The 18,585-nt window shown below is 71.2% G+C and carries 12 protein-coding genes; 5 read left to right on the top strand and 7 right to left on the bottom strand.

Features of this window, described 5'->3' with window-relative positions; all coding sequences use genetic code 11:
• Nucleotides 1-149: 149 nt before the first annotated feature.
• Nucleotides 150-926: an aquaporin gene (locus ABZX75_RS07465; protein WP_355408839.1), complete on the bottom strand. Its 777-nt coding sequence runs from the start codon at nt 924-926 to the stop codon at nt 150-152.
• Between the two features lie 134 nt (nt 927-1,060).
• Between ABZX75_RS07465 and ABZX75_RS07460 the strand changes: the two genes are divergently transcribed.
• The 3 genes from ABZX75_RS07460 to ABZX75_RS07450 all read left to right on the top strand — a co-directional run bounded on the left by ABZX75_RS07460 (nt 1,061) and on the right by ABZX75_RS07450 (nt 6,666).
• A complete protein-coding gene (locus tag ABZX75_RS07460; RefSeq protein WP_355408837.1) occupies nt 1,061-1,600 on the top strand; it encodes an RNA 2'-phosphotransferase in 540 nt (179 codons plus the stop codon).
• Between the two features lie 138 nt (nt 1,601-1,738).
• Entirely contained in the window at nt 1,739-3,655 is a 1,917-nt protein-coding gene (locus ABZX75_RS07455; protein ID WP_355408835.1) for an HSP90 family protein, read from the top strand.
• Entirely contained in the window at nt 3,652-6,666 is a 3,015-nt protein-coding gene (locus ABZX75_RS07450; protein ID WP_355408833.1) for a tetratricopeptide repeat protein, read from the top strand. Before ABZX75_RS07455 ends, ABZX75_RS07450 begins: the two co-directional genes overlap by 4 nt.
• Nucleotides 6,667-6,721: 55 nt before the next feature.
• On the opposite strand, the gene ABZX75_RS07445 is transcribed toward ABZX75_RS07450, so the two are convergent.
• Nucleotides 6,722-7,627: an LLM class flavin-dependent oxidoreductase gene (locus ABZX75_RS07445; protein ID WP_355408831.1), complete on the bottom strand. Its 906-nt coding sequence runs from the start codon at nt 7,625-7,627 to the stop codon at nt 6,722-6,724.
• 109 nt (nt 7,628-7,736) lie between these two features.
• On the opposite strand from ABZX75_RS07445, the gene ABZX75_RS07440 reads away from it, so the two are divergent.
• Nucleotides 7,737-8,624 carry a Cof-type HAD-IIB family hydrolase gene (locus tag ABZX75_RS07440; RefSeq protein WP_355408829.1) on the top strand — a complete coding sequence of 296 codons (888 nt, stop codon included), beginning with the start codon at nt 7,737-7,739 and terminating at the stop codon, nt 8,622-8,624.
• Between the two features lie 18 nt (nt 8,625-8,642).
• Here ABZX75_RS07440 and ABZX75_RS07435 read toward each other — a convergent pair whose 3' ends face one another.
• The 4 genes from ABZX75_RS07435 to ABZX75_RS07420 all read right to left on the bottom strand — a co-directional run bounded on the left by ABZX75_RS07435 (nt 8,643) and on the right by ABZX75_RS07420 (nt 16,575).
• On the bottom strand, nt 8,643-10,388 hold the full coding sequence (locus ABZX75_RS07435; protein WP_355408827.1) for a GAF domain-containing protein: 1,746 nt from the start codon (nt 10,386-10,388) through the stop codon (nt 8,643-8,645).
• A gap of 24 nt (nt 10,389-10,412) precedes the next feature.
• Nucleotides 10,413-13,970 (bottom strand): thiol reductant ABC exporter subunit CydD, encoded by a 3,558-nt coding sequence (gene cydD / locus ABZX75_RS07430; RefSeq protein WP_355408825.1) that lies wholly within the window; start codon nt 13,968-13,970, stop codon nt 10,413-10,415.
• Nucleotides 13,971-14,049: 79 nt separating this feature from the next.
• Nucleotides 14,050-15,051 (bottom strand): cytochrome d ubiquinol oxidase subunit II, encoded by a 1,002-nt coding sequence (gene cydB / locus ABZX75_RS07425; protein ID WP_355408823.1) that lies wholly within the window; start codon nt 15,049-15,051, stop codon nt 14,050-14,052.
• Between the two features lie 18 nt (nt 15,052-15,069).
• Complete coding sequence (locus ABZX75_RS07420; RefSeq protein ID WP_355408821.1) at nt 15,070-16,575, bottom strand: cytochrome ubiquinol oxidase subunit I; 1,506 nt, start codon at nt 16,573-16,575, stop codon at nt 15,070-15,072.
• A 189-nt stretch (nt 16,576-16,764) separates the two neighbouring features.
• Between ABZX75_RS07420 and ABZX75_RS07415 the strand changes: the two genes are divergently transcribed.
• Nucleotides 16,765-17,133, top strand: a complete 369-nt coding sequence (locus ABZX75_RS07415) for a cyclophilin-like fold protein (RefSeq protein ID WP_355408819.1) — start codon at nt 16,765-16,767, stop codon at nt 17,131-17,133.
• 97 nt (nt 17,134-17,230) lie between these two features.
• On the opposite strand, the gene hisC is transcribed toward ABZX75_RS07415, so the two are convergent.
• Nucleotides 17,231-18,313, bottom strand: a complete 1,083-nt coding sequence (gene hisC, locus ABZX75_RS07410; protein ID WP_355408817.1) for a histidinol-phosphate transaminase — start codon at nt 18,311-18,313, stop codon at nt 17,231-17,233.
• Nucleotides 18,314-18,585 lie beyond the last annotated feature (272 nt).

Below are 18,585 nucleotides of genomic sequence, written 5' to 3'. Positions count from 1 at the left end.
CGGGGGATGTCCCCGGCGTAATCTCGTCGGGTGGGATCTCCTCGGTGTGCGGGCGGTAGTCCACAGGTCGGATCACGCGTTTGCCGCCAAAACCCACCCAAACGGCTGTGGACAAGTCCCCCGTCCCTGTGGGCAACGCAGGCGTTGTCTCAGCCGATGGTCTCGTACGCCTCCTTGGTGAGGGTGCTTTCGGCCACCGGCCCGGTGTCGGAGACGACCTCCACGGGGGCGGTGCGCACGGCGCGGGTGCGCCCGTACAGGAGGGCGGCGAGAGCGAGGCCGAGGAACCCGCCGACCAGCTGGGCGGCGACGAATCCGGGCAGCGACTGCGGGGCGATGCCGGTGAAGGAGTCGCTGAAGCTGCGGCCGACGGTGCCGGCCGGGTTGGCGAAGGAACCGGACGAGGTGAACCAGATGGCGGCGGCGATGTACGCGGCGACCGCGGCCGGGATGAGCTTCGGACGGCCGATGCGTTCGAGGCCCTGGATGACGAGCACGAGTCCGGCGGTCGCCACTACCTCTCCGACGAGCAGGTGACCCCCGTCGCGAACCTGGGTGGCGAAGGTTCCGGGCGTGCGGCCGAACATGACTTCGGCGAGGAGGGCGCCCCCGACGGCTCCGGCCATCTGGGCCGCGGTGTAGACGATGGCCTCCCGGCCGCCGAGCCCGGCGCCACCGGTGCGCCGGGCCCACCAGGAGGTCAGGGTCACCACCGGGTTGAGGTGGGCACCGGACAGCGGCCCGAACAGGGTGATGATCAGACCCAGGCCGATGGCGGTGGCGGCCGAGTTGGCGATCAGCGCGACACCGGTGTCGCGGCTGATTGCGGCGGCCTGGATTCCGGAGCCGATCACGACGATGAGCAGACCTGCGGTACCGATGAACTCGGCGGTCGCGCGGCGTGGCAGAGAAGTATGGGCTGTCATGGTTTCTCCCCCTGAACGGAAGTGGCAGCGGAAAATGTATTCCGTATCTTGGAAGGGCGGTAGAGGGGTCCACCCCTCGGCCGCGGGCCGAAATTCCGGTGCCGGGAGGCCAGCCGACCGGGCAGCCTGGGACCATGGACGACAGACGCACCGTGAAGGTCTCCAAATACGTCTCGAAACACCTGCGGCATCAGCCGGAAAGAATCGGACTGGCGCTCGACCCCCAGGGCTGGGTGGAGATCGACGACCTGCTGTACGCGGCCGCCGCCCACGGCTTCCCCTTCAGCCGCGCCGAGCTCGATCACGTCGTCGCCACCAACGACAAGCAGCGGTTCGCCGTCGACGGCACCCGGATCCGGGCCAGCCAGGGGCACACCGTCGCCGTGGACCTGGATCTTCCGGAGGCCGAACCGCCGGCGTACCTCTACCACGGCACCGTTGCCACGGCCCTGGAGGCGATCCGCGCCGAGGGCCTGCGCCCGATGGCCCGCCACCATGTGCACCTGTCGCCCGACCGGGAGACCGCCACCCGGGTCGGCGCGCGGCGCGGGCGTCCCGTCGTGCTCGCGGTGGACGCCGGGGCGATGCGGGCGGCCGGGCACGTCTTCCGGATCAGCGCCAACGGGGTGTGGCTGGCGGAGTCCGTACCGCCGCGGTTCCTGCGTTTCCCGTAGCTCTTGCCCCGACCCCGGGGGCCGGGAATTCGCAGGGGGATTGTCGGACATCCCCCTACTCTGTTGCCCACTCCGGGATCGATGAGGGGGGCCTCGCGATCGCCGAACCATCCATGCGAGCACGCGAGGTAACACCCCATGACGTCCACACCCCCACCCCCGTCCACACCCCCATCCGCGTTCCCATCCGCGTTCCCATCCGCAGCCTCATCCACGGCCGCGCCCGCGCCTGCGCCCCACAGCTTCCAGGTCGACCTGCGCGGCCTCGTCGACCTGCTCTCCCACCACCTCTACTCCAGCCCGCGCGTCTACGTCCGCGAGCTCCTGCAGAACGCGGTGGACGCGGTCACCGCCCGCCACGCCCTCGACCCGGCGGCGGAGGTCCGCATCCGGCTGTCGGCATCCGGTGGCCAGGTCACCATCGAGGACAGCGGCATCGGCCTGACCGCCGCCGAGGCCCACTCCCTCCTCGCCACCATCGGCCGCAGTTCCAAGCGCGGTGGGGAGCACGGCCTGGAGACCGCCCGGCAGGACTTCCTCGGCCAGTTCGGCATCGGGCTGCTGGCCTGCTTCGTCGTGGGCCGCCAGATCCGCGTCGTCACCCGGTCCGCTCGCGATCCCCGGGCCGCGCCCGTCGAATGGCTCGCCACGGACGACGGTTCGTACACCATCAGGGAACTGCCCCACGAAGCCCGCCCGGAGCCCGGCACCACCGTCGTCCTGGAAGCCCGCCCGGGCGCCGAGGAGTGGACCGTCCCGGCCAAGGTCGAGCAACTGGCCCGCGACTACGGCTCCCTGCTGCCGTACGACATCACCTTCGACGACGGGCGGGGCGGCCCCCCGCGCCCCGTCACCGACCGGCCCGCCGTGTGGGACCGTCCCTTCCCCACCCCCGCCGCCCGCCGCGTCGCGCTCGCCGGGCACTGCACACAGCTCTTCGGATTCACCCCGCTCGACAGCATCGACCTCGACCTACCGGTCGCCGGAGTGCGCGGAGTCGCGTACGTCCTGCCGGAGCCGACGAGTCCGGCCCATCGGGCCGGACACCGCGTGCACCTCAAGGGCATGCTGCTCACGGACCGGGCTGACAATCTGCTGCCGGACTGGGCGTTCTTCGTCCGCACCGTCCTCGACACCGACACCCTGCGGCCCACCGCCTCCCGCGAGAACCTGTACGACGACGAGACGCTGTCGGCCGTACGGGAGGCCCTCGGCGCCCGCGTCCGCGCCTGGCTCGCCGAGCTCGCGGGAAGCGAACCGGAGCGCCTCGCCGCCTTCCTGAGCGTCCACCACCTCGGCGTCAAATCCCTGGCCCGGCACGACGCCGAGCTGCTCGGCCTGATGCTGCCGTGGCTGCCCTTCGAGACCAGCGACGGTTCGATGAGCCTGGAGGAGTTCACGGCCGCCCACCAGGAGATCCACTTCACGCGCACCGTCGAGGAGTTCCGCCAGATCGCACCCATCGCCGCCGCCCACGGCCTCGGCGTCATCAACGCCGGCTACACCTATGACGCGGACCTGCTGGCTCTCCTGCCCGCCGTACGGCCGGAACTCAAGGTCACCGAACTGGACGCCGGAGCCGTCACCGAACGGCTCGACCCGGTGCCGACCTCGGCCGAGCTCGCCCTCGCCCCCTTCCTGGCCACCGCGCGCACCCGCCTGGAGGCGCAGGGCTGCGATGTGGTGCTGCGCGCCTTCCAGCCCGTGGCCGTTCCCGCGCTGTACCTCGACGACCGACAGGCCCGGCAGGAGCGCGACCGGAGCGCCGCGCTGGACAACGCCGACTCCCTGTGGAGCGGCATCCTCGGCGCACTGCGCGGCTCCGCGCCCCGCGCCCGCCTGGTCCTGAACCACAACAACCCGCTGATCCGCCGGATCTCCACGCTCCCCGACGAGGCGCTGACCGGCACCGCCGTCGAATCGCTGTACGGACAGGCGCTGCTGATGTCCCAGCGGCCGCTGCGCCCCGCCGACTCCACCCTGCTCAACCGGGCCTTCCTCGGGCTCCTGGAATGGGCGACCCACTCCACCGGGGCCGAGGAGGGCGAGAAGTGACGACGATGACGCGCGAGGCGATCGAACGGGGTCTGGCGGAGAACCGCCGATCGCCGAACGGCTCCGCCCGCAACGCGCACGCGGAAGCCCTGGCAGGCGCCGCTGAGGCGAGCGGCGACGCGGAGCTCTTCCGCGAGGCGCTGGACAACCTGATCAACTCCTACCTTTACAGCGCCGAGTCGCCGAAGATGCTGGTGCCCTTCGCCCGGCTGCTCCAGGAGTACGACAAGGACCCCGGCGCCTTCTCCGAATGGGACGCGCACGCGCTGTTCTGGCAGTTCAAGTGGGTGGCGGGAGCCATCAGCAACTCCCCCGAGATTCCGCTGGAGTCGGCCACCGGCTGGCTGGAGGAGATGGAGCGCCGGTACCGGATCGCGGGCTACAGCGAGCGGCCGGTGCGCGAGGCCGAGCTGTGGCTCGCCGACGCGACCGGTGACGACGAGCGGGCCGAGCGCGCCTTCGGCCGCTGGCTCGCGGCGGACCGCGACGACATGAGCGACTGCGTGGCCTGCGAACTCAACAGCCAGGGCCAGTACGCCGTCCAGCAGGGCGATGACGCCGGAGCCCTGGAGATCTGGAAGCCGGTGCTGACGGGAGAGGAGAGCTGCGCCGAGGAACCGCACCGCGTCCTCGCGGCCTCGCTGCTGCCCCTGCTGCGACTCGGCCGCGTCGAGGAGGCCCGCTCGAACCACCTGCGCGGCTACCGTCTGGCCCGCGGCAAGGAGAGCCTGCTGAAGGCGGTGGGCAGGCACATCGAGTTCTGCGCGCTCACGGGCAACGAGTCCCGGGGCTTGGAGATCCTCGCCGAGCACGCCGCTCATGTGGGCCCGCTCGGCAACGCCGCCACCCAGAGTTCCTTCCACGGCGGCATCCTCGTACTGCTGCGCAGGCTGGAGGAGCTGGGCCACGGCGAGAGCATGACGGTCCCCTACGAAGGCTCCTCCCGCACCGTCCGCGAGCTGTACGAGGTCCTGCGCGCGGGCGCCCTCGACATAGCCCGGCGGTTCGACGCGCGCAACGGCACCACCCGGGTCTCGGACCGGTTCCTCGCGCGCATCGGGCAGGAGCCGCTGGTCGGCGTACTGCCGCTGGGCGTGCGCAGTGCGGCGCTGCCGCGGTCCGCCCCCGTCGTGCCCGCTGTGGCGGTGTCGGCGAGCGGGTTCACCGAGCTGGTGGAACGGGCCCGCCAGGCACGCGACCGGGGTCATCCCGGGGCCGAGGCGCTGTGGGCCGAAGTGGCCGTACGTGTGGACGCGCAGCCCGAGCCCGACCCGCTGGTCGTGGCCGACCTGGCGGACCACGGCGCGCTGGCCGCGGCGCGGCTCGGGGCACCGGAGGCGCCGGAGCTGCTGACCGCGGTGCGGGACGGCTACCGGGCGCTCGGGCAGTGGGAGCGGGCGGCGCTGGCGGAGCTGCGGCTGGCGAGCACGGCCGCGCAGTCCGGGGCCGCGCCCGCGCAGATCCGGGAACTGTTGGCCGTGGCCCTGCGGGCCGCCGAGGCGCTGGATCCGGCCGAGCCGCTGCGGCCCCGCCGGATCGCCCTCGCGGAACTGTCGGCGATCCGGGTGGAGTCGTACCTGCGCTCCGTCGAGACGCATCACGAGGACGGTGGCGAGCACGGGCGCGAGCACGGGCACGAGCACGGACGGGCGCATGGTCACGGTGAGCTCGCGGCCGAGCTGACCGCCTTCATCACCGCGTACGAGGACGCCTGCGCCGATCTGGTGGCCGAGGCCGAAGAGATGCTGGGCCGGCTGGCCTTGTCGCAGGGCGACCCGGAGCGGGCCGTGCCGCTGCTGGCCACGGCTGCCGATCGGGCGATCAGGGCCGGCCGGCCCTGGCAGGCGGTGGATCCGCTCGTCCTCCAGGCGGGGGTGCTGATGTCGATGGGCCGGCCCGAGGAGGCGCGGGAGGCGGCGCGCTCCGGGCTGGAGCATGCCGCCGAGGTGACCGACGCCGAGACGCAGGGCGTCGTACGGCTCACCCTCGCGGACATCCTGTTGCGCCGGCGGGACACGGCGGGGGAGGCGGCCGAGCACGCACTGGCCGCGGCCCACTGGTTCGACCGGGCCGGCCTCACCGCCGACGGGGGGGCGCAGGCCCGGCTGGTGCTGGCCCGGGCGTACGCGCGGGACGGGCGCAGCGCCGACGCGGCGGAGGTGCTGCAGTCGGCGCTGCCGGATCTGCTGGAGCACGGCGAGGGGCAGGCCGTGTCCGCTCGGCAGTTCCTGGGCGATCTGCTGCGCGATGTGAGGGAGCCGCGGCCCGCTGCGGAGCAGTACCTGCTGGCGGCGGAAGCGGCCAAGGGCTGGGAGGATCCGCGCCCGCAGGCGGCCCTCGCGCAGTCGGCCGCCGACAGCCTGTTCGACGCCGGGCTGGAGGTGGAGGCGGAAGCCGCCTATGAGCGAGCTCTCGAACTGCACCGGCTGACCGGGGACGCGCCGGTCGCGGAGGTGCGGGCGCTGCGCTCGCTGGCCTGGCTGGCGCTGCGCGAGGAGGCCACCGACGCTACGGTGTCCGCGGCACGTGGCCGGATGGAGGAGGCCGTCGAGGTGCTGGAGGCAGCCCTGACTCCGGACCCCCACGCCGATGGGCTGCGGTCGGAACTGGCCCAGACCTGGCACCAGCTGGCGCAGGTGCTCGACCGGCGCGTCAGCGCGCACGGGCAGGCCTGCGAGGAGGACGGAGGCGAGGCCGGCGGTGAGGGCGGCGACGGCTCGGGCCCGGCGGAACCGCTGAGCGATGCGCAGGTCGAGGCGCTGCGCCTGGAGGAGATCGAGTTGTGGGACCGGGCGGCCGGCGTCTACGCGGAGCTCGGCCCGGACCATCTGCAGGACCGGTTCCAGTGCCTGAACAACGCCGCGTGGACGGACCAGGAGCGAGGCCGCGCGGAAGCGGGCGTCGTGCGCATCTCGGCGCTGATCGACGAGTTCCAGGCGCTGCCCGAGGGTGAGGCTCCGGACTGGCTCCTGCCCGCCGCGGAACGCCTCGTCACGCGGTTGAAGGCCTGATCCCCCGCCGTCCGTCGGCGGCGCTCCCCGGGGGCGCCGCCGACGGACGGACGGATCACGCGCCCAGCTGGGCCAATGCCTCGGTGGCGATCTTCTCGAACACAGCCTCGTCGGCCGCCCAGTCCGAGTCCGGGATCGGCGCGTGGATCACCAGCTCCGTGAAACCCAGCTCGCGGTGGCGGCCTGCGAAGTCCACGAACGCGTCCACGGACTCCAGCAGGGTGTTGCGCTCGGGCGTGAAGCCGGTCAGCAGGACCTTCTCCATGGGCCCGGACTCCCGGCCGATCTCCGCGCAGGCCTTCTCGAGGCCTCCGAGCTGCCCGCGCAGAGCTTCCAGCGACTGCTGGGGGGTCCCGTGCTCGAAGATCTTCGGATCGCCGGCGGTCACCCACGCCTGACCGTGCCGGGCGGCGAGCTTCAGACCACGTGGCCCGGTCGCCGCGACCCCGAAGGGCAGTCGCGGCCGCTGCACGCAGCCGGGGATGTTGCGGGCCTCCTCGGCAGCGTAGAAGACGCCGTCCTGGCTCACCGCCCCCTCGGTCAGCAGCCGGTCCAGCAGCGGCACGAACTCGGCGAAGCGGTCGGCGCGCTCGCGAGGAGTCCAGGGTTCCTGGCCCAGAGCGGTCGCGTCGAAGCCGTTGCCGCCCGCTCCGATGCCGAGCGTGATGCGCCCGCCGGAGATGTCGTCCAGGCTGATGAGGTCCTTGGCGAGAGTCACCGGGTGGCGGAAGTTCGGTGAGGTGACGAGGGTGCCGAGGCGCAGCCGCTCGGTGGCGGCCGCCGCTGCGGTCAGGGTGGGCACCGCGCCGAACCACGGTCCGTCACGGAACGTCCGCCAGGACAGGTGGTCGTAGGTGTAGGCGGTGTGGAACCCGAGCCGCTCGGCACGCAGCCATTGGTCGCGGCCTCCTTCGTGCCACCGACGTACCGGGAGGATCACCGTGCTCAGACGAAGACTCATGGGCTCGAGCCTACGGCGGCGCGCGGCGCGGACCGCAAGCTCATGTTTCACGTGAAACATCGACCACTGCGCCCCGCCGGGCGGCCCGTGGTCCATCCGTCGATGGCCCATGGGCGAAGATGGAGCCGTGACCTCGGCTCCCCAGCGCCCGGACGGGCCAACCCCCACTCCCCGGCTCATCGCCACCGACCTCGACGGCACCTTGCTGCGCGACGACAAATCCGTCTCGCTCCGCACCATCGCCGCCCTCGCCGCCGCTGAGGAGGCCGGGATCGAGGTCTTCTTCGTCACCGGCCGCCCGGCACGCTGGATGGACGTGGTCAGCGAACACGTCCACCGTCACGGCCTGGCGATCTGCGCGAACGGCGCGGCGGTGGTCGACCTCCATGCCGGGCGTGAGTTCGTGCAGGTCAGGGCGCTCCCGCGGGCTGCCGCGCTCGCCGTCGTGGACACGCTGCGGACCGCCGCGCCGGGCACCTCCTTCGCGGTCGAGCTGACCACCGGCATCAACTACGAGCCGACATACCCGCCGTTCTTCCAGGACTCGGGCGCCACCGTGGCCACCGCCGAGAAGCTGCTCTACGAGGACACGGACCACAGCGCCGCGCCCGTGCTCAAGCTGCTCGCGCACCACGCCGAAATCGCCCCGGACGAGTTTTTGACGCTGGCCCGCACGGCCGCGGGTCACTACGCGTCGATCACCCGCTCCAGCCCGACCTCCTTGCTGGAGATCAGCGGCCCCGGCGTCTCGAAGGCGAGCACCCTGGCTCTGTGCTGCGCCGAGCGCGGCATCTCCCCCGCCGAGGTCGTCGCCTTCGGAGACATGCCCAACGACGTGGAGATGCTCCGCTGGGCGGGGACCTCGTACGCGATGGGCAACGCCCACCCGGACGTGATCGCGGCCGCGTCCGGCCGTACGACTGCCAACAACGAGGACGGGGTCGCCGCGATCATCGAGCGCATCCTGGCCGAGCGCATCGCCCAACAGCAGGCGTAGAGCACGTACAGACGCCGGCTAGAGCGGGGCCTCCCACACCAGGGTGGTCCCGCCGCCGCCGTCGCCGATGCCCGGGCCGTATGAGCTCGCGCCGCCCAGCGACTCCGCCCGCCGTCGCAGATTCCGCAGCCCGCTGCGTCGTCCGCCCTCCGGGATGCCGACGCCGTCATCGGCGACCTCCAGCCGTACCCCGGGCCGCCCGTCGGCCAGCGTGACGGTGGAATCCACCACGACTTCGATCCGGGACGCCTCCGCGTGCCGGAAGGCATTCGACAGTGCCTCGCGCAGCGCGGCGATCAGGTTCTTGCCCACCAGCTCACCGACGACCGCGTCGACCGGGCCGAGGAAGCGGTGCGCGGGCTTGAAGCCCAGGGGTACGGCGGCCATGTTGATCTCCCGCAGCACCCGGGTGCGCAGACCCGACGGGGCCTCTGCCGGGCCTTGCTGGAGGGCGAAGATCGCGGTCCGGATCTCCTGGATGGTCACGTCCAGCTCGTCCACGGCCTTGCCGACCCCGTCACGGACCTCGGGGACGACGGACCGGCGCTGGGCGCCCTCCAGCATCATGCCGGTGGCGAACAGCCGTTGAATGACCAGGTCATGGAGATCTCGGGCGATACGGTCGCGGTCTTCGAACACGGCGAGCCGTTCCCGGTCGCGCTGTGCCTCGGCCATCATCAGGGCGAGCGCGGCCTGGGAGGCGAACTGCGTCGCCAGAGTCCGCTCGGCCTCGCTGAACGGGCGCTTGCCGCGCGCCCGGGGTGTGACCAGCGCGCCCAGGACCCGCCCGCCGCTGTGCAGCGGCAGCATCATGCAAGGCCCGTATTGGCTGGTCAGGCGGCTGATCATGCGCGGATCGGACGCGGCGTCGTCCACGAAGACGGGCTCGCCGCGCAGCAGGTGGTCCACCACCGGACTCTCGGCCGGGATGACCTCGCCCAGCGAGGTGGCCGGATTCTCGGCGGAGACGGCGACGATCTCCATCCCGCCCTCCTCGGTCGGCAGCATCACGATCCCCGCGGAGGAATCGGCCAGGTGGCGGGCCTGTTCGGCCACCACCGCGAGGGCGTCTTCCGCATCCCCGCCGGACAGCAGGGCGGTGGTGACGGCCACCGAGCCGTCGATCCAGCGTTCGCGCTGGGTGGCGGCCTCGTAGAGCCGGGCGTTACCGATAGCGATGCCCGCCTCGGTGGCCAGCACCCGGACCATATGGACGTCGTAGTCGCTGAACTCGCCGCCGCCGTGCTTCTCGGCAAGGTACAGATTGCCGAAGATCTCCCCCTGTACTCGGATGGGGACACCGAGGAAGGTCTTCATGGGCGGGTGGTGCGCCGGGAAACCGGCCGAGCGCGGGTCTTGCGTCAGATCGGCGAGGTGGACGGTGTCCGGATGGCGGATCAGGGCGCCGAGCAGGCCCCGCTTCCCGTCCGGTCGGTGCCCGATCTCCCGGGCGGTCTCGGAGCTGATGCCGAAGGTGACGAAGTCCGAGAGTCCGCGGCCCTCCGTGTCGACGACGCCGATGGCCGCGTAGCGGGCGTCCGCGAGCTCGGCCGCGGTCTCGCAGATGCGGTCCAGGGTGGAGTGCAGCTCAAGCCCGGTGCCGACCGACCTCATGGCCTCCAGCAGTTGCGGTACCCGGGCCGTCAGCTCCGTGGACAGGCCCTGCAGACTCCTGGTGGCCTGGGTTGCTGCCTCCAGCGGATCCGGCGATCCCGCTGACGGATCCGGCGATTCCTGCGACTCGTGCGACGGCTGCACTGACATGCCCTTGAGAGTAGTTAGTCCCCTTTAGCGGGGAAACCCAGCCAAAGCCACCTCCGCCTCCTTCTCCCGTTCCAGCATCCGCCGCAGCGGCCCCTCGGAGGCGGCCAGCTCCGCGTACGCGCCCCGCTGTACGACCTCTCCGCGATCCAGTACGAGCACCTCGTCGACCGCCTCCAGCCCGGCCAGCCGGTGCGTGATCAGCACGGTGGTGCGGCCCTCGGTCGCGGCCAGCAGGTCTGCCGTGAGGGCGTCCGCGGTGGCCAGGTCCAGGTGCTCGGCCGGCTCGTCCAGGACCAGGACCGGGAAGTCCGCGAGCAGTGCCCGGGCGAGGGCCAGGCGCTGGCGCTGGCCACCGGAGATCCGCTCACCGTGCTCGCCGACGAGGGTGTCCAGCCCGCCCGGAAGGCCGTCGGCCCACTCCAGCAGCCGGGCCGCGGCCAGTGCGTCCCGCAGTTCCTCCTCGCTCGCCCCGGTGCGGGCCAGCCGCAGGTTCTCCCGTACCGAGCTGTCGAAGATGTGGGCGTCCTGGGCGCAGAGGCCCACGAAGGCGCGTACGTCGTCGCCGTCGAGCGTGCTCGCGTCGGTCCCGCCCAGGGTGTACGTGCCCTCGCGCGGGTCCAAGAACCGCAGCAGGAGCTGGGCCAGCGTGGTCTTGCCTGAACCCGAGGGGCCGACGACGGCGATACGGCGGCCGGCCTCCAGGGTCAGTTCCACTCCTCGCAGCGCGTCCCGCTCCTGGCCGGGGTGGCGGGCGGCAAGTCCCGCCAGCCGCAGCGGGAAGGGCGAGGCGGGGATCTCGTTCGCCCGCTCGGGCTCGGCGACCGGTACCGGCGCGTCGATGACCTCGTAGACCCGCTCGGCGCTGCGGCGGACCCGCTGGCGGTACTGCACGGCGAGCGGAAGCCCGTTGACCGCCTCGAAGGCGGCCAGGGGTGTCAGTACGGCGACGGCCATGGCCACCCCGGAGAGGCGTCCCTGGTGGACCGCGCTCGCGGCGACAGCCGCGGCGGCCACGACCGTGAGTCCGCAGACGAGGGCGGACAGGCCGCTCCCGAGTCCGGTGGCGGCCGCTCCCCGCGCGGCGATCCGCGTCAGCACCCCGTCGCTGTCCAGGGCGCGGTCCTTCCTGTCCTCCAGCGCGCCCGCGACGGTCAGCTCCGCGGTGCCGGTCAGCAGATCGGCCACCCGGGTGGCGAGCTCGCCCCGGGCAGGCGCGAGCCGGCGCTCCGCACGGCGGGCGCAGGCCCCGCTGACCAGCGGCACACCGACGCCGGCCGCGAGCAGCCCGACGGCGAGTGCGGCTCCGGCCTCGGGCAGCAGCCAGGTGGTGAAGGCTACCGAACCGGTGCCGACCAGCACGGCGGTGCCGACCGGAAGCAGCCAGCGCAGCCAGTAGTCCTGCAGGGCGTCCGCGTCGGCCACCAGCCGGGCCAGCAGATCCCCGCGCCGATGCTCGCGCAGCCCGGCCGGTGCGATCCGCTCCAGCTGCCGGTACACGGATACCCGCAGGTCGGCGAGGATCCGCAACACGGCGTCATGCGAGACGAGCCGCTCGGCATACCGGAAGACCGCACGCCCCATGCCGAAGGCGCGGGTAGCGGTCACGGCCACCATCAGATACAGCACCGGCGGTTGCTCGGAGGCCCGTGAGATGAGCCATCCGGACACGGCCATCAGCCCGACGCTGCACCCGACGGCCAGGGCACCGAGCAGCAGACCGAGCCTGAACCGCCCTTGCCACGCCGTGGCCACCGCCCGCACCCGGCGCAGTGGATCGCCCCCGCCCGAGTCACTGCCTCCACCGGCCCGTGCCCGTTCCGGCGCGGTACCGAGAATCCACTCCCCGGGATCCGGAGCGGAGCCGCGGGGAGCCTCGGCCGCAGCCCCCGTTCCATCAGCGGCGGCGTGGCGGGAAGTTCCGGGCCGGTGACCGCAAGGGTGCCCGGCGACCATCGGGACCACCCGGTCGGCGAGGGCCAGCAGCGCCGGCCGGTGCACCACCAGCAGCACGGTTCGCCCTACGGCGAGCCGCCGCACCGCGTCCACGATCCCCGCCTCGGTCTCCCCGTCCAGCGCTGCCGTCGGCTCGTCCAGCAGCAGCACCGGCCGATCGGCCAGAAACGCCCGTGCCAGCGCCAGCCGCTGCCGCTGCCCGGCGGACAGCCCCACACCGCCCTCGCCCAGCACGGTCTCGACTCCGCGCGGCAGCGCCGTCACGAACTCCCATGCCCCGGCGTCCTTCAACGCCGCGACCACATCGGCGCCGGACGCCGTCGCCCTTGCCAGCCGCACGTTCTCGGCGATCGTCCCCGCGAACAGGTGCGGCCGCTGCGGCACCCAGGCGATCCGCTGCCGCCACTGCGCCGGCGACAGCTCGGCCAGGTCCACACCGCCGATCCGCACCCGCCCCGCGGTCGGTGTCACAAACCCCAGCAGCACCTGGAGCAGCGTGGACTTCCCCGCCCCGCTCGGGCCGGTGAGGGCCACGCACTCGCCCGGCTCGACGGTCACGCAGACCGGGCCGGGTGAATCCTCGGCCCGCCCGTCGTACCGGACGGCGACCCCGTCGATCTCGATCCGCAGCGGAGTCCCGCTCGGCAGCACGGCCGCACCCGCCAGACCCGCGACCGGCGTCTCCAGAACCTCGAAGATCTCTTCGGCGGCAGCCAGACCCTCCGCGGCCGCGTGGTACTGCGCTCCCACCTGCCGCAACGGCAAGTACGCCTCGGGCGCCAGGATCAGGATGACCAGGCCGGTGTAGAGGTCCAGGTCGCCATGGACCAGCCGCATGCCGATGGTCACGGCGACCAGCGCCACCGACAGGGTCGCCAGCAGCTCCAGTGCGAAGGACGAGAGGAAGGCGATGCGCAGGGTCCGCATCGTGGCGCGCCGGTAGTCGTCAGTGATCTTGCGGATCGACTCGGCTTGCGCCTTGGCCCTGCCGAAGACCTTCAGTGTCGGAAGTCCGGCCACCACGTCGAGGAAGTGCCCCGACAGCCTCGACAGGAGCCGCCACTGACGGTCCATCCGGGACTGGGTGGCCATGCCGATGAGGACCATGAACAGGGGGATCAGGGGGAGGGTGACCGCGATGATGGCCGCCGACACCCAGTCCTCGGTGACGATGCGGGCGAGTACCGCCACCGGCACGACCACCGCGAGCCCCAGCTGGGGCAGGTAGCGGGAGAAGTAGTCGTCGAGGGCGTCCACGCCCCGGGTGGCCAGCGCGACCAGCGAACCGGTCCTCTGTCCGTTGAGCCAGCCGGGCCCGAGCTCGGCGGCACGCTCCAGCAGCCGGCCCCGCAGCTGTGACTTGACCGCGGCGCCGGCCCGGTGCGCGGCAAGCTCCGTCAGCCATGCGATCAGACCCCGCCCCAGCGCCACCGCCGCGAGGAGCAGCAGGGGCGTTCGGAGCGCTTCACCGTTCAGGCCCTTTTCGAAGGCACCGACCACGATCTCGGCGATCAGCATGGCCTGGCCGACGACCAGCCCCGCACCGGCAAGACCCAGGGCCACGACCGCCCCCAGGAAGAGGCGCGTGGAACGGGCGTACCGGAGCAGGCGCGGGTCGATCGGTTTCACGTGAAACATCCCCCAGGGCAGGGTCGAGCCGGCACGTCGTCCGCCGGCTGTTCATCGGGCAGTAGAGGGCCTCGGGGCCTCAGTGCACATCGACGATGTGCTGGGTCCCGATCCGCTTGCGGAACACCCAGTACGTCCAGCCCTGGTAGAGCAGGACGAGCGGCGTGGCCACCCCCGCGCACCACGTCATGATCTTCAGGGTGTACGGGCTGGACGAGGCGTTGGTGACCGTGAGGTTCCAGGCGTCGTTGAGCGAGGAGGGCATGACGTTCGGGAAGAGCGTCAGGAAGAACATCGCGACGGTCGCCGCGATGGTGACCCCGGAGAGCGCGAACGACCAGCCCTCACGGCCCGCCCGGTTGAATCCGAGGGCTCCGGCCAGTGCCGCCACCGCGACGGCCATCGCGATCAGGCTCGTGCCGTCGCCGCGCGAGAGCTGGGTCCAGACCAGGAAGACCACGGCCAGCACGGCGGTGACCGCTCCCAGCCGCGTTGCCAGCTTCCGCGAGCGGTCCCGGATGTCGCCGACCGTCTTGAGCGAGGTGAAGACGGCGCCGTGGAAGGTGAACAGGGTGAGGGTGACGAGGCCGCCCAGGACCGAGTAGACGTTGAGCAGGTCGAGGAAGGTGCCGACGTACTCCTTGTGCTGGTCGATCTTGACGCCCCGCACGATGTTGGCGAAGGCCACGCCCCAGAGGAACGCGGGGATCAGCGAGGTCCAGAAGATCGCGTGTTCCCAGTTGGTCTGCCAGCGGTCCTCGGGGCGCTTGTGCCGGTACTCGAAGGCGACACCGCGAACGATCAGACAGACCAGGATGAGCAGCAGCGGTAGGTAGAAGCCGGAGAAGAGGGTGGCGTACCACTCGGGGAAGGCGGCGAAGGTCGCGCCGCCCGCAGTGAGCAGCCAGACCTCGTTGCCGTCCCAGACCGGCCCGATCGTGTTGATCAGGACCCGCCGCTCCTTGCGGTCGCGGGCGAGCACCTTGGTCAGTACGCCGACTCCGAAGTCGAAGCCCTCCAGGAAGAAGTAGCCGGTCCACAGAACGGCGATGAGCACGAACCAGACGTCGTGGAGTTGCATGGTGTGGTCTCCTCAGCCTCAGTAAGAGAAGGCCATCGGCCGGTCGGGGTTCTTGTCGTCTCCGCCGATCCTGGTGGGCGGGTTCAGGTCGGCCTCGGTGAGCTCGGGCGGGCCGGCCTTGACGTACTTGACGAGGAGCTTGACCTCGATGACGGCCAGCACCGCGTAGAGCAGCGTGAAGCCGATCATGGAGGTGAGGACCTCGGCCTGGGAGACGTGGGGCGAAACGGCGTCCCTCGTGCGCAGGACTCCGTAGACCACCCAGGGCTGGCGGCCCATCTCGGTGAAGATCCAGCCCCAGGAGCTGGCGATCAGCGGGAAGCCCATGGTCCAGAGGGCGACGATCCAGTACCAGTTGGTGAACCGCGGGCTCAGTGGCTTCGTGAACAGGACCAGGTGCGGAACCTCGTCCTCACCGGTGCGCAGCCCTGACGGCAGCATGAACCTCTTGCGGGTCAGCCAGAGCCCCAGCACTCCGATACCGACGGAGGCCATGCCGAAGCCGATCATCCAGCGGAAGCCCCAGTAGGCGACCGCGATGTTCGGCCGGTAGTCGCCGGGGCCGAACTGCTCCTGCTGGGCCTTGTTGACGTCGTTGATGCCCGGGACGAAGGAGGTGAAGTCGCCGTTGGCCAGGAAGGACAGCAGTCCAGGGATCTCAATGGCGACCTTGTTGTGGCCCTTGTCGACATCGCCGTAGGCGAAGACGGAGAAGGGTGCCGGCGCCTCGCCGTCCCAGAGCGCCTCGGCGGCGGCCATCTTCATGGGCTGCTGCTTGTACATCACCTTGCCGAGCAGGTCACCGCTGACGGCCGTGCCCATTCCGGCGATGATCAGGGTGATCAGGCCGAGCCGCAACGAGGTCCGCATCACGGGGATGTGCTTCTTGCGCGCCAGGTGGAAGGCGGCGATGCCGGCCATGAAGGCGCCGCCGACCAGGAAGGCGGCCGTGATGGTGTGGAAGAACTGGGTGAGCGCGGTGTTCTGGGTGAGCACGAGCCAGAAGTCCGTGAGCTCGGCCCGGCCTCGCTCCTCGTTGATGCGGTAGCCCACCGGGTGCTGCATCCAGGAATTGGCCGCCAGGATGAAGTAGGCGGACAGGACGGTACCGAGCGACACCATCCAGATGCAGGCCAGGTGGATCTTCTTCGGCAGCTTGTCCCAGCCGAAGATCCACAGCCCGATGAAGGTCGACTCGAAGAAGAAGGCGATCAGCGCCTCGAAGGCCAGCGGGGCTCCGAAGACGTCACCGACGAATCGCGAGTAGTCGGACCAGTTCATGCCGAACTGGAACTCCTGGACGATGCCGGTGACGACACCCATCGCGATATTGATCAAGAAAAGCTTTCCCCAGAACTTCGTGGCCCTGAGGTACTTCTCCTTCTCGCTGCGCACCCACGCGGTCTGCAGACCGGCCGTGAGCGCGGCGAGCGAGATCGTCAGCGGGACGAAGAGGAAGTGATAGACGGTGGTGATGCCGAACTGCCATCGCGCCAGTGTTTCTGGCGCTATCGCTACGTCCACGTCGTCGTCTCCTTCGGGTCGCCGTGGTCACTGCGGCGGCTTGCCTCTTGTGTCCCACACAATCCGGGAGGAAGCAGGACACGCTTGTGAACGCGTTCACATTCACAAGCATTATGTCGTACCGCGTAGGGATCTTTCGACCGGGGTCCCCCCTAGCCAACACATTCAACAGATTGTTGAATGCGGCTCATGCGCATACGAATCTCGTGGCCTGCGGGCCAGCTCACCGCGACCCTCGACGAGACCCCGACCAGCAAGGCGCTGGCCGAGGCCCTTCCGATCTCCGCCTCCGCGAACACCTGGGGCGAGGAGGTCTACTTCGATACCGGCGTCTCCGTGGCACTGGAACACGACGCCCAGCAGGTCGTCGCGCCCGGCACGGTCGCCTTCTGGACCGAGGGCGACGCGCTCGCGCTGCCCTACGGCCCGACGCCCATCTCGCGCGGCAGCGAGAGCCGCCTGGCGAGCCCCTGCAATGTGCTCGGCTCCTTCGACGGCGACGCCCGCCTGCTGTCCACCGTCCGCGACGGCGACCCGATCCGGGTGGAACTGGCATAGCCGCACCGGAGCGCGACGCGCCTCCCGGATGATCCGGAGCGCCGCACTCCGCACGACTCGGCCCCAGAGCCCTACAGCCCTACAGCCCCGAGAGCTTCTACAGCTCCTTGAAGAAGGCCTCCGCCGTGTGCAGGAAGAGGTCGTTCGCCTCGGTCTCACCGATCGTGACCCGCAGGCCCTCGCCCGCGAAGGGCCGGACCACCACACCGGCCTTTTCGCAGGCCGCCGCGAACTCGGCGGTCCGCTTCCCCAGCCGCATCCACACGAAGTTCGCGTGCGTCGGCGGGACCACGGTCCAGCCCTGCGCGACCAGGGTCTCGTACACGCGCTCCCGCTCGCACACCAGCGACCCGACCCGGCCCATCAGCTCGTCCTCGGCACGCAGCGAGGCGACCGCCGCGTCCTGGGCGAGCTGGCTGACGCCGAAGGGGACCGCCGTCTTGCGCAGCGCCGCCGCCACCGGCTCGTGTGCCACCGCGAAGCCCACCCGCAGGCCGGCGAGCCCGTACGCCTTGGAGAACGTACGCAGCACGGCGACGTTCGGGCGGCTGCGGTAGAGCTCGATGCCGTCCGGCACGTCCGTGTCGCGCACGAATTCGCGGTAGGCCTCGTCCAGGACCACCAGGATGTCCGTGGGCACCCGGTCCAGGAACCGCTCCAGCTCGGCGCGGTGCACGGCGGTACCGGTGGGGTTGTTCGGGTTGCAGACGAAGATCAGCCGGGTCCGTTCGGTGATCGCATCGGCCATCGCATCCAGGTCGTGCACGTCGTCGGCGGTCAGCGGGACCCGCACGGACGTCGCCCCCGAGATCTGCGTGATGATCGGGTACGCCTCGAAGGACCGCCAGGCGTAGATGACCTCGTCACCGGGCCCGGCCGTCGACTGGATCAGCGACTGGGCCACGCCCACCGAGCCGGTGCCGGTGGCGACGTGCTCGACCGGCACCCCGAACCGCTCGGCGATCTCGTTCACCAGGCCCGTGCAGGCCATGTCGGGGTAGCGGTTGAAATGCCCGGCCGCCGCGACCGCGCTCTCCAGCACCCCCGGCAACGGCGGATACGGGTTCTCGTTCGAGGACAGCTTGTAGGCGACGGGGCCGCCGGCAGCCGCGGGCTTGCCGGGCTTGTACGTCGGAATGCCATCCAGCTCGGCACGCAGCCTCGGGCTCTTCTCGCTCACCGCAGGTCCTCCTCGACCGTCCCGTACGACGTCGCCGTCGACTCAATACTGCTCACCTTATGAGGATTCCGCCCTGCGGAGAATGGGGGCGCCAGGAATGCGGGGGAGCGCGCGCATATATGCGCGCGCCGGTGGCCTGCGCCGTGGCGCGCGTCCCTCGTGCAGGTGAGTTGAGACCGGTTCGAGACCACACCGTTTTGGCATGCCCGGACCCGACGACAAGCGCCCTGACCGCTCTTATCGGCCAAATACCTTTGTTTCCAAGGTCATTG

It is taken from the genome of Streptomyces sp. NPDC003038, assembly GCF_040611115.1.
Classification (GTDB): Bacteria; Actinomycetota; Actinomycetes; order Streptomycetales; family Streptomycetaceae; genus Streptomyces.
This window is presented reverse-complemented; position numbering and strand designations above follow the sequence as displayed.

Bases quoted from the DNA above. Each gene is read 5' to 3' on its own strand.
- cydB (WP_355408823.1), bottom strand. From the start codon at position 15,051: ATGCAACTCCACGACGTCTGGTTCGTGCTCATCGCCGTTCTGTGGACC.
- ABZX75_RS07440 (WP_355408829.1), top strand. From the start codon at position 7,737: ATGGGCGAAGATGGAGCCGTGACCTCGGCTCCCCAGCGCCCGGACGGG.
- ABZX75_RS07435 (WP_355408827.1), bottom strand. From the start codon at position 10,388: ATGTCAGTGCAGCCGTCGCACGAGTCGCAGGAATCGCCGGATCCGTCA.
- ABZX75_RS07445 (WP_355408831.1), bottom strand. From the start codon at position 7,627: ATGAGTCTTCGTCTGAGCACGGTGATCCTCCCGGTACGTCGGTGGCAC.
- ABZX75_RS07465 (WP_355408839.1), bottom strand. From the start codon at position 926: ATGACAGCCCATACTTCTCTGCCACGCCGCGCGACCGCCGAGTTCATC.
- ABZX75_RS07415 (WP_355408819.1), top strand. From the start codon at position 16,765: ATGCGCATACGAATCTCGTGGCCTGCGGGCCAGCTCACCGCGACCCTC.
- ABZX75_RS07460 (WP_355408837.1), top strand. From the start codon at position 1,061: ATGGACGACAGACGCACCGTGAAGGTCTCCAAATACGTCTCGAAACAC.
- ABZX75_RS07455 (WP_355408835.1), top strand. From the start codon at position 1,739: ATGACGTCCACACCCCCACCCCCGTCCACACCCCCATCCGCGTTCCCA.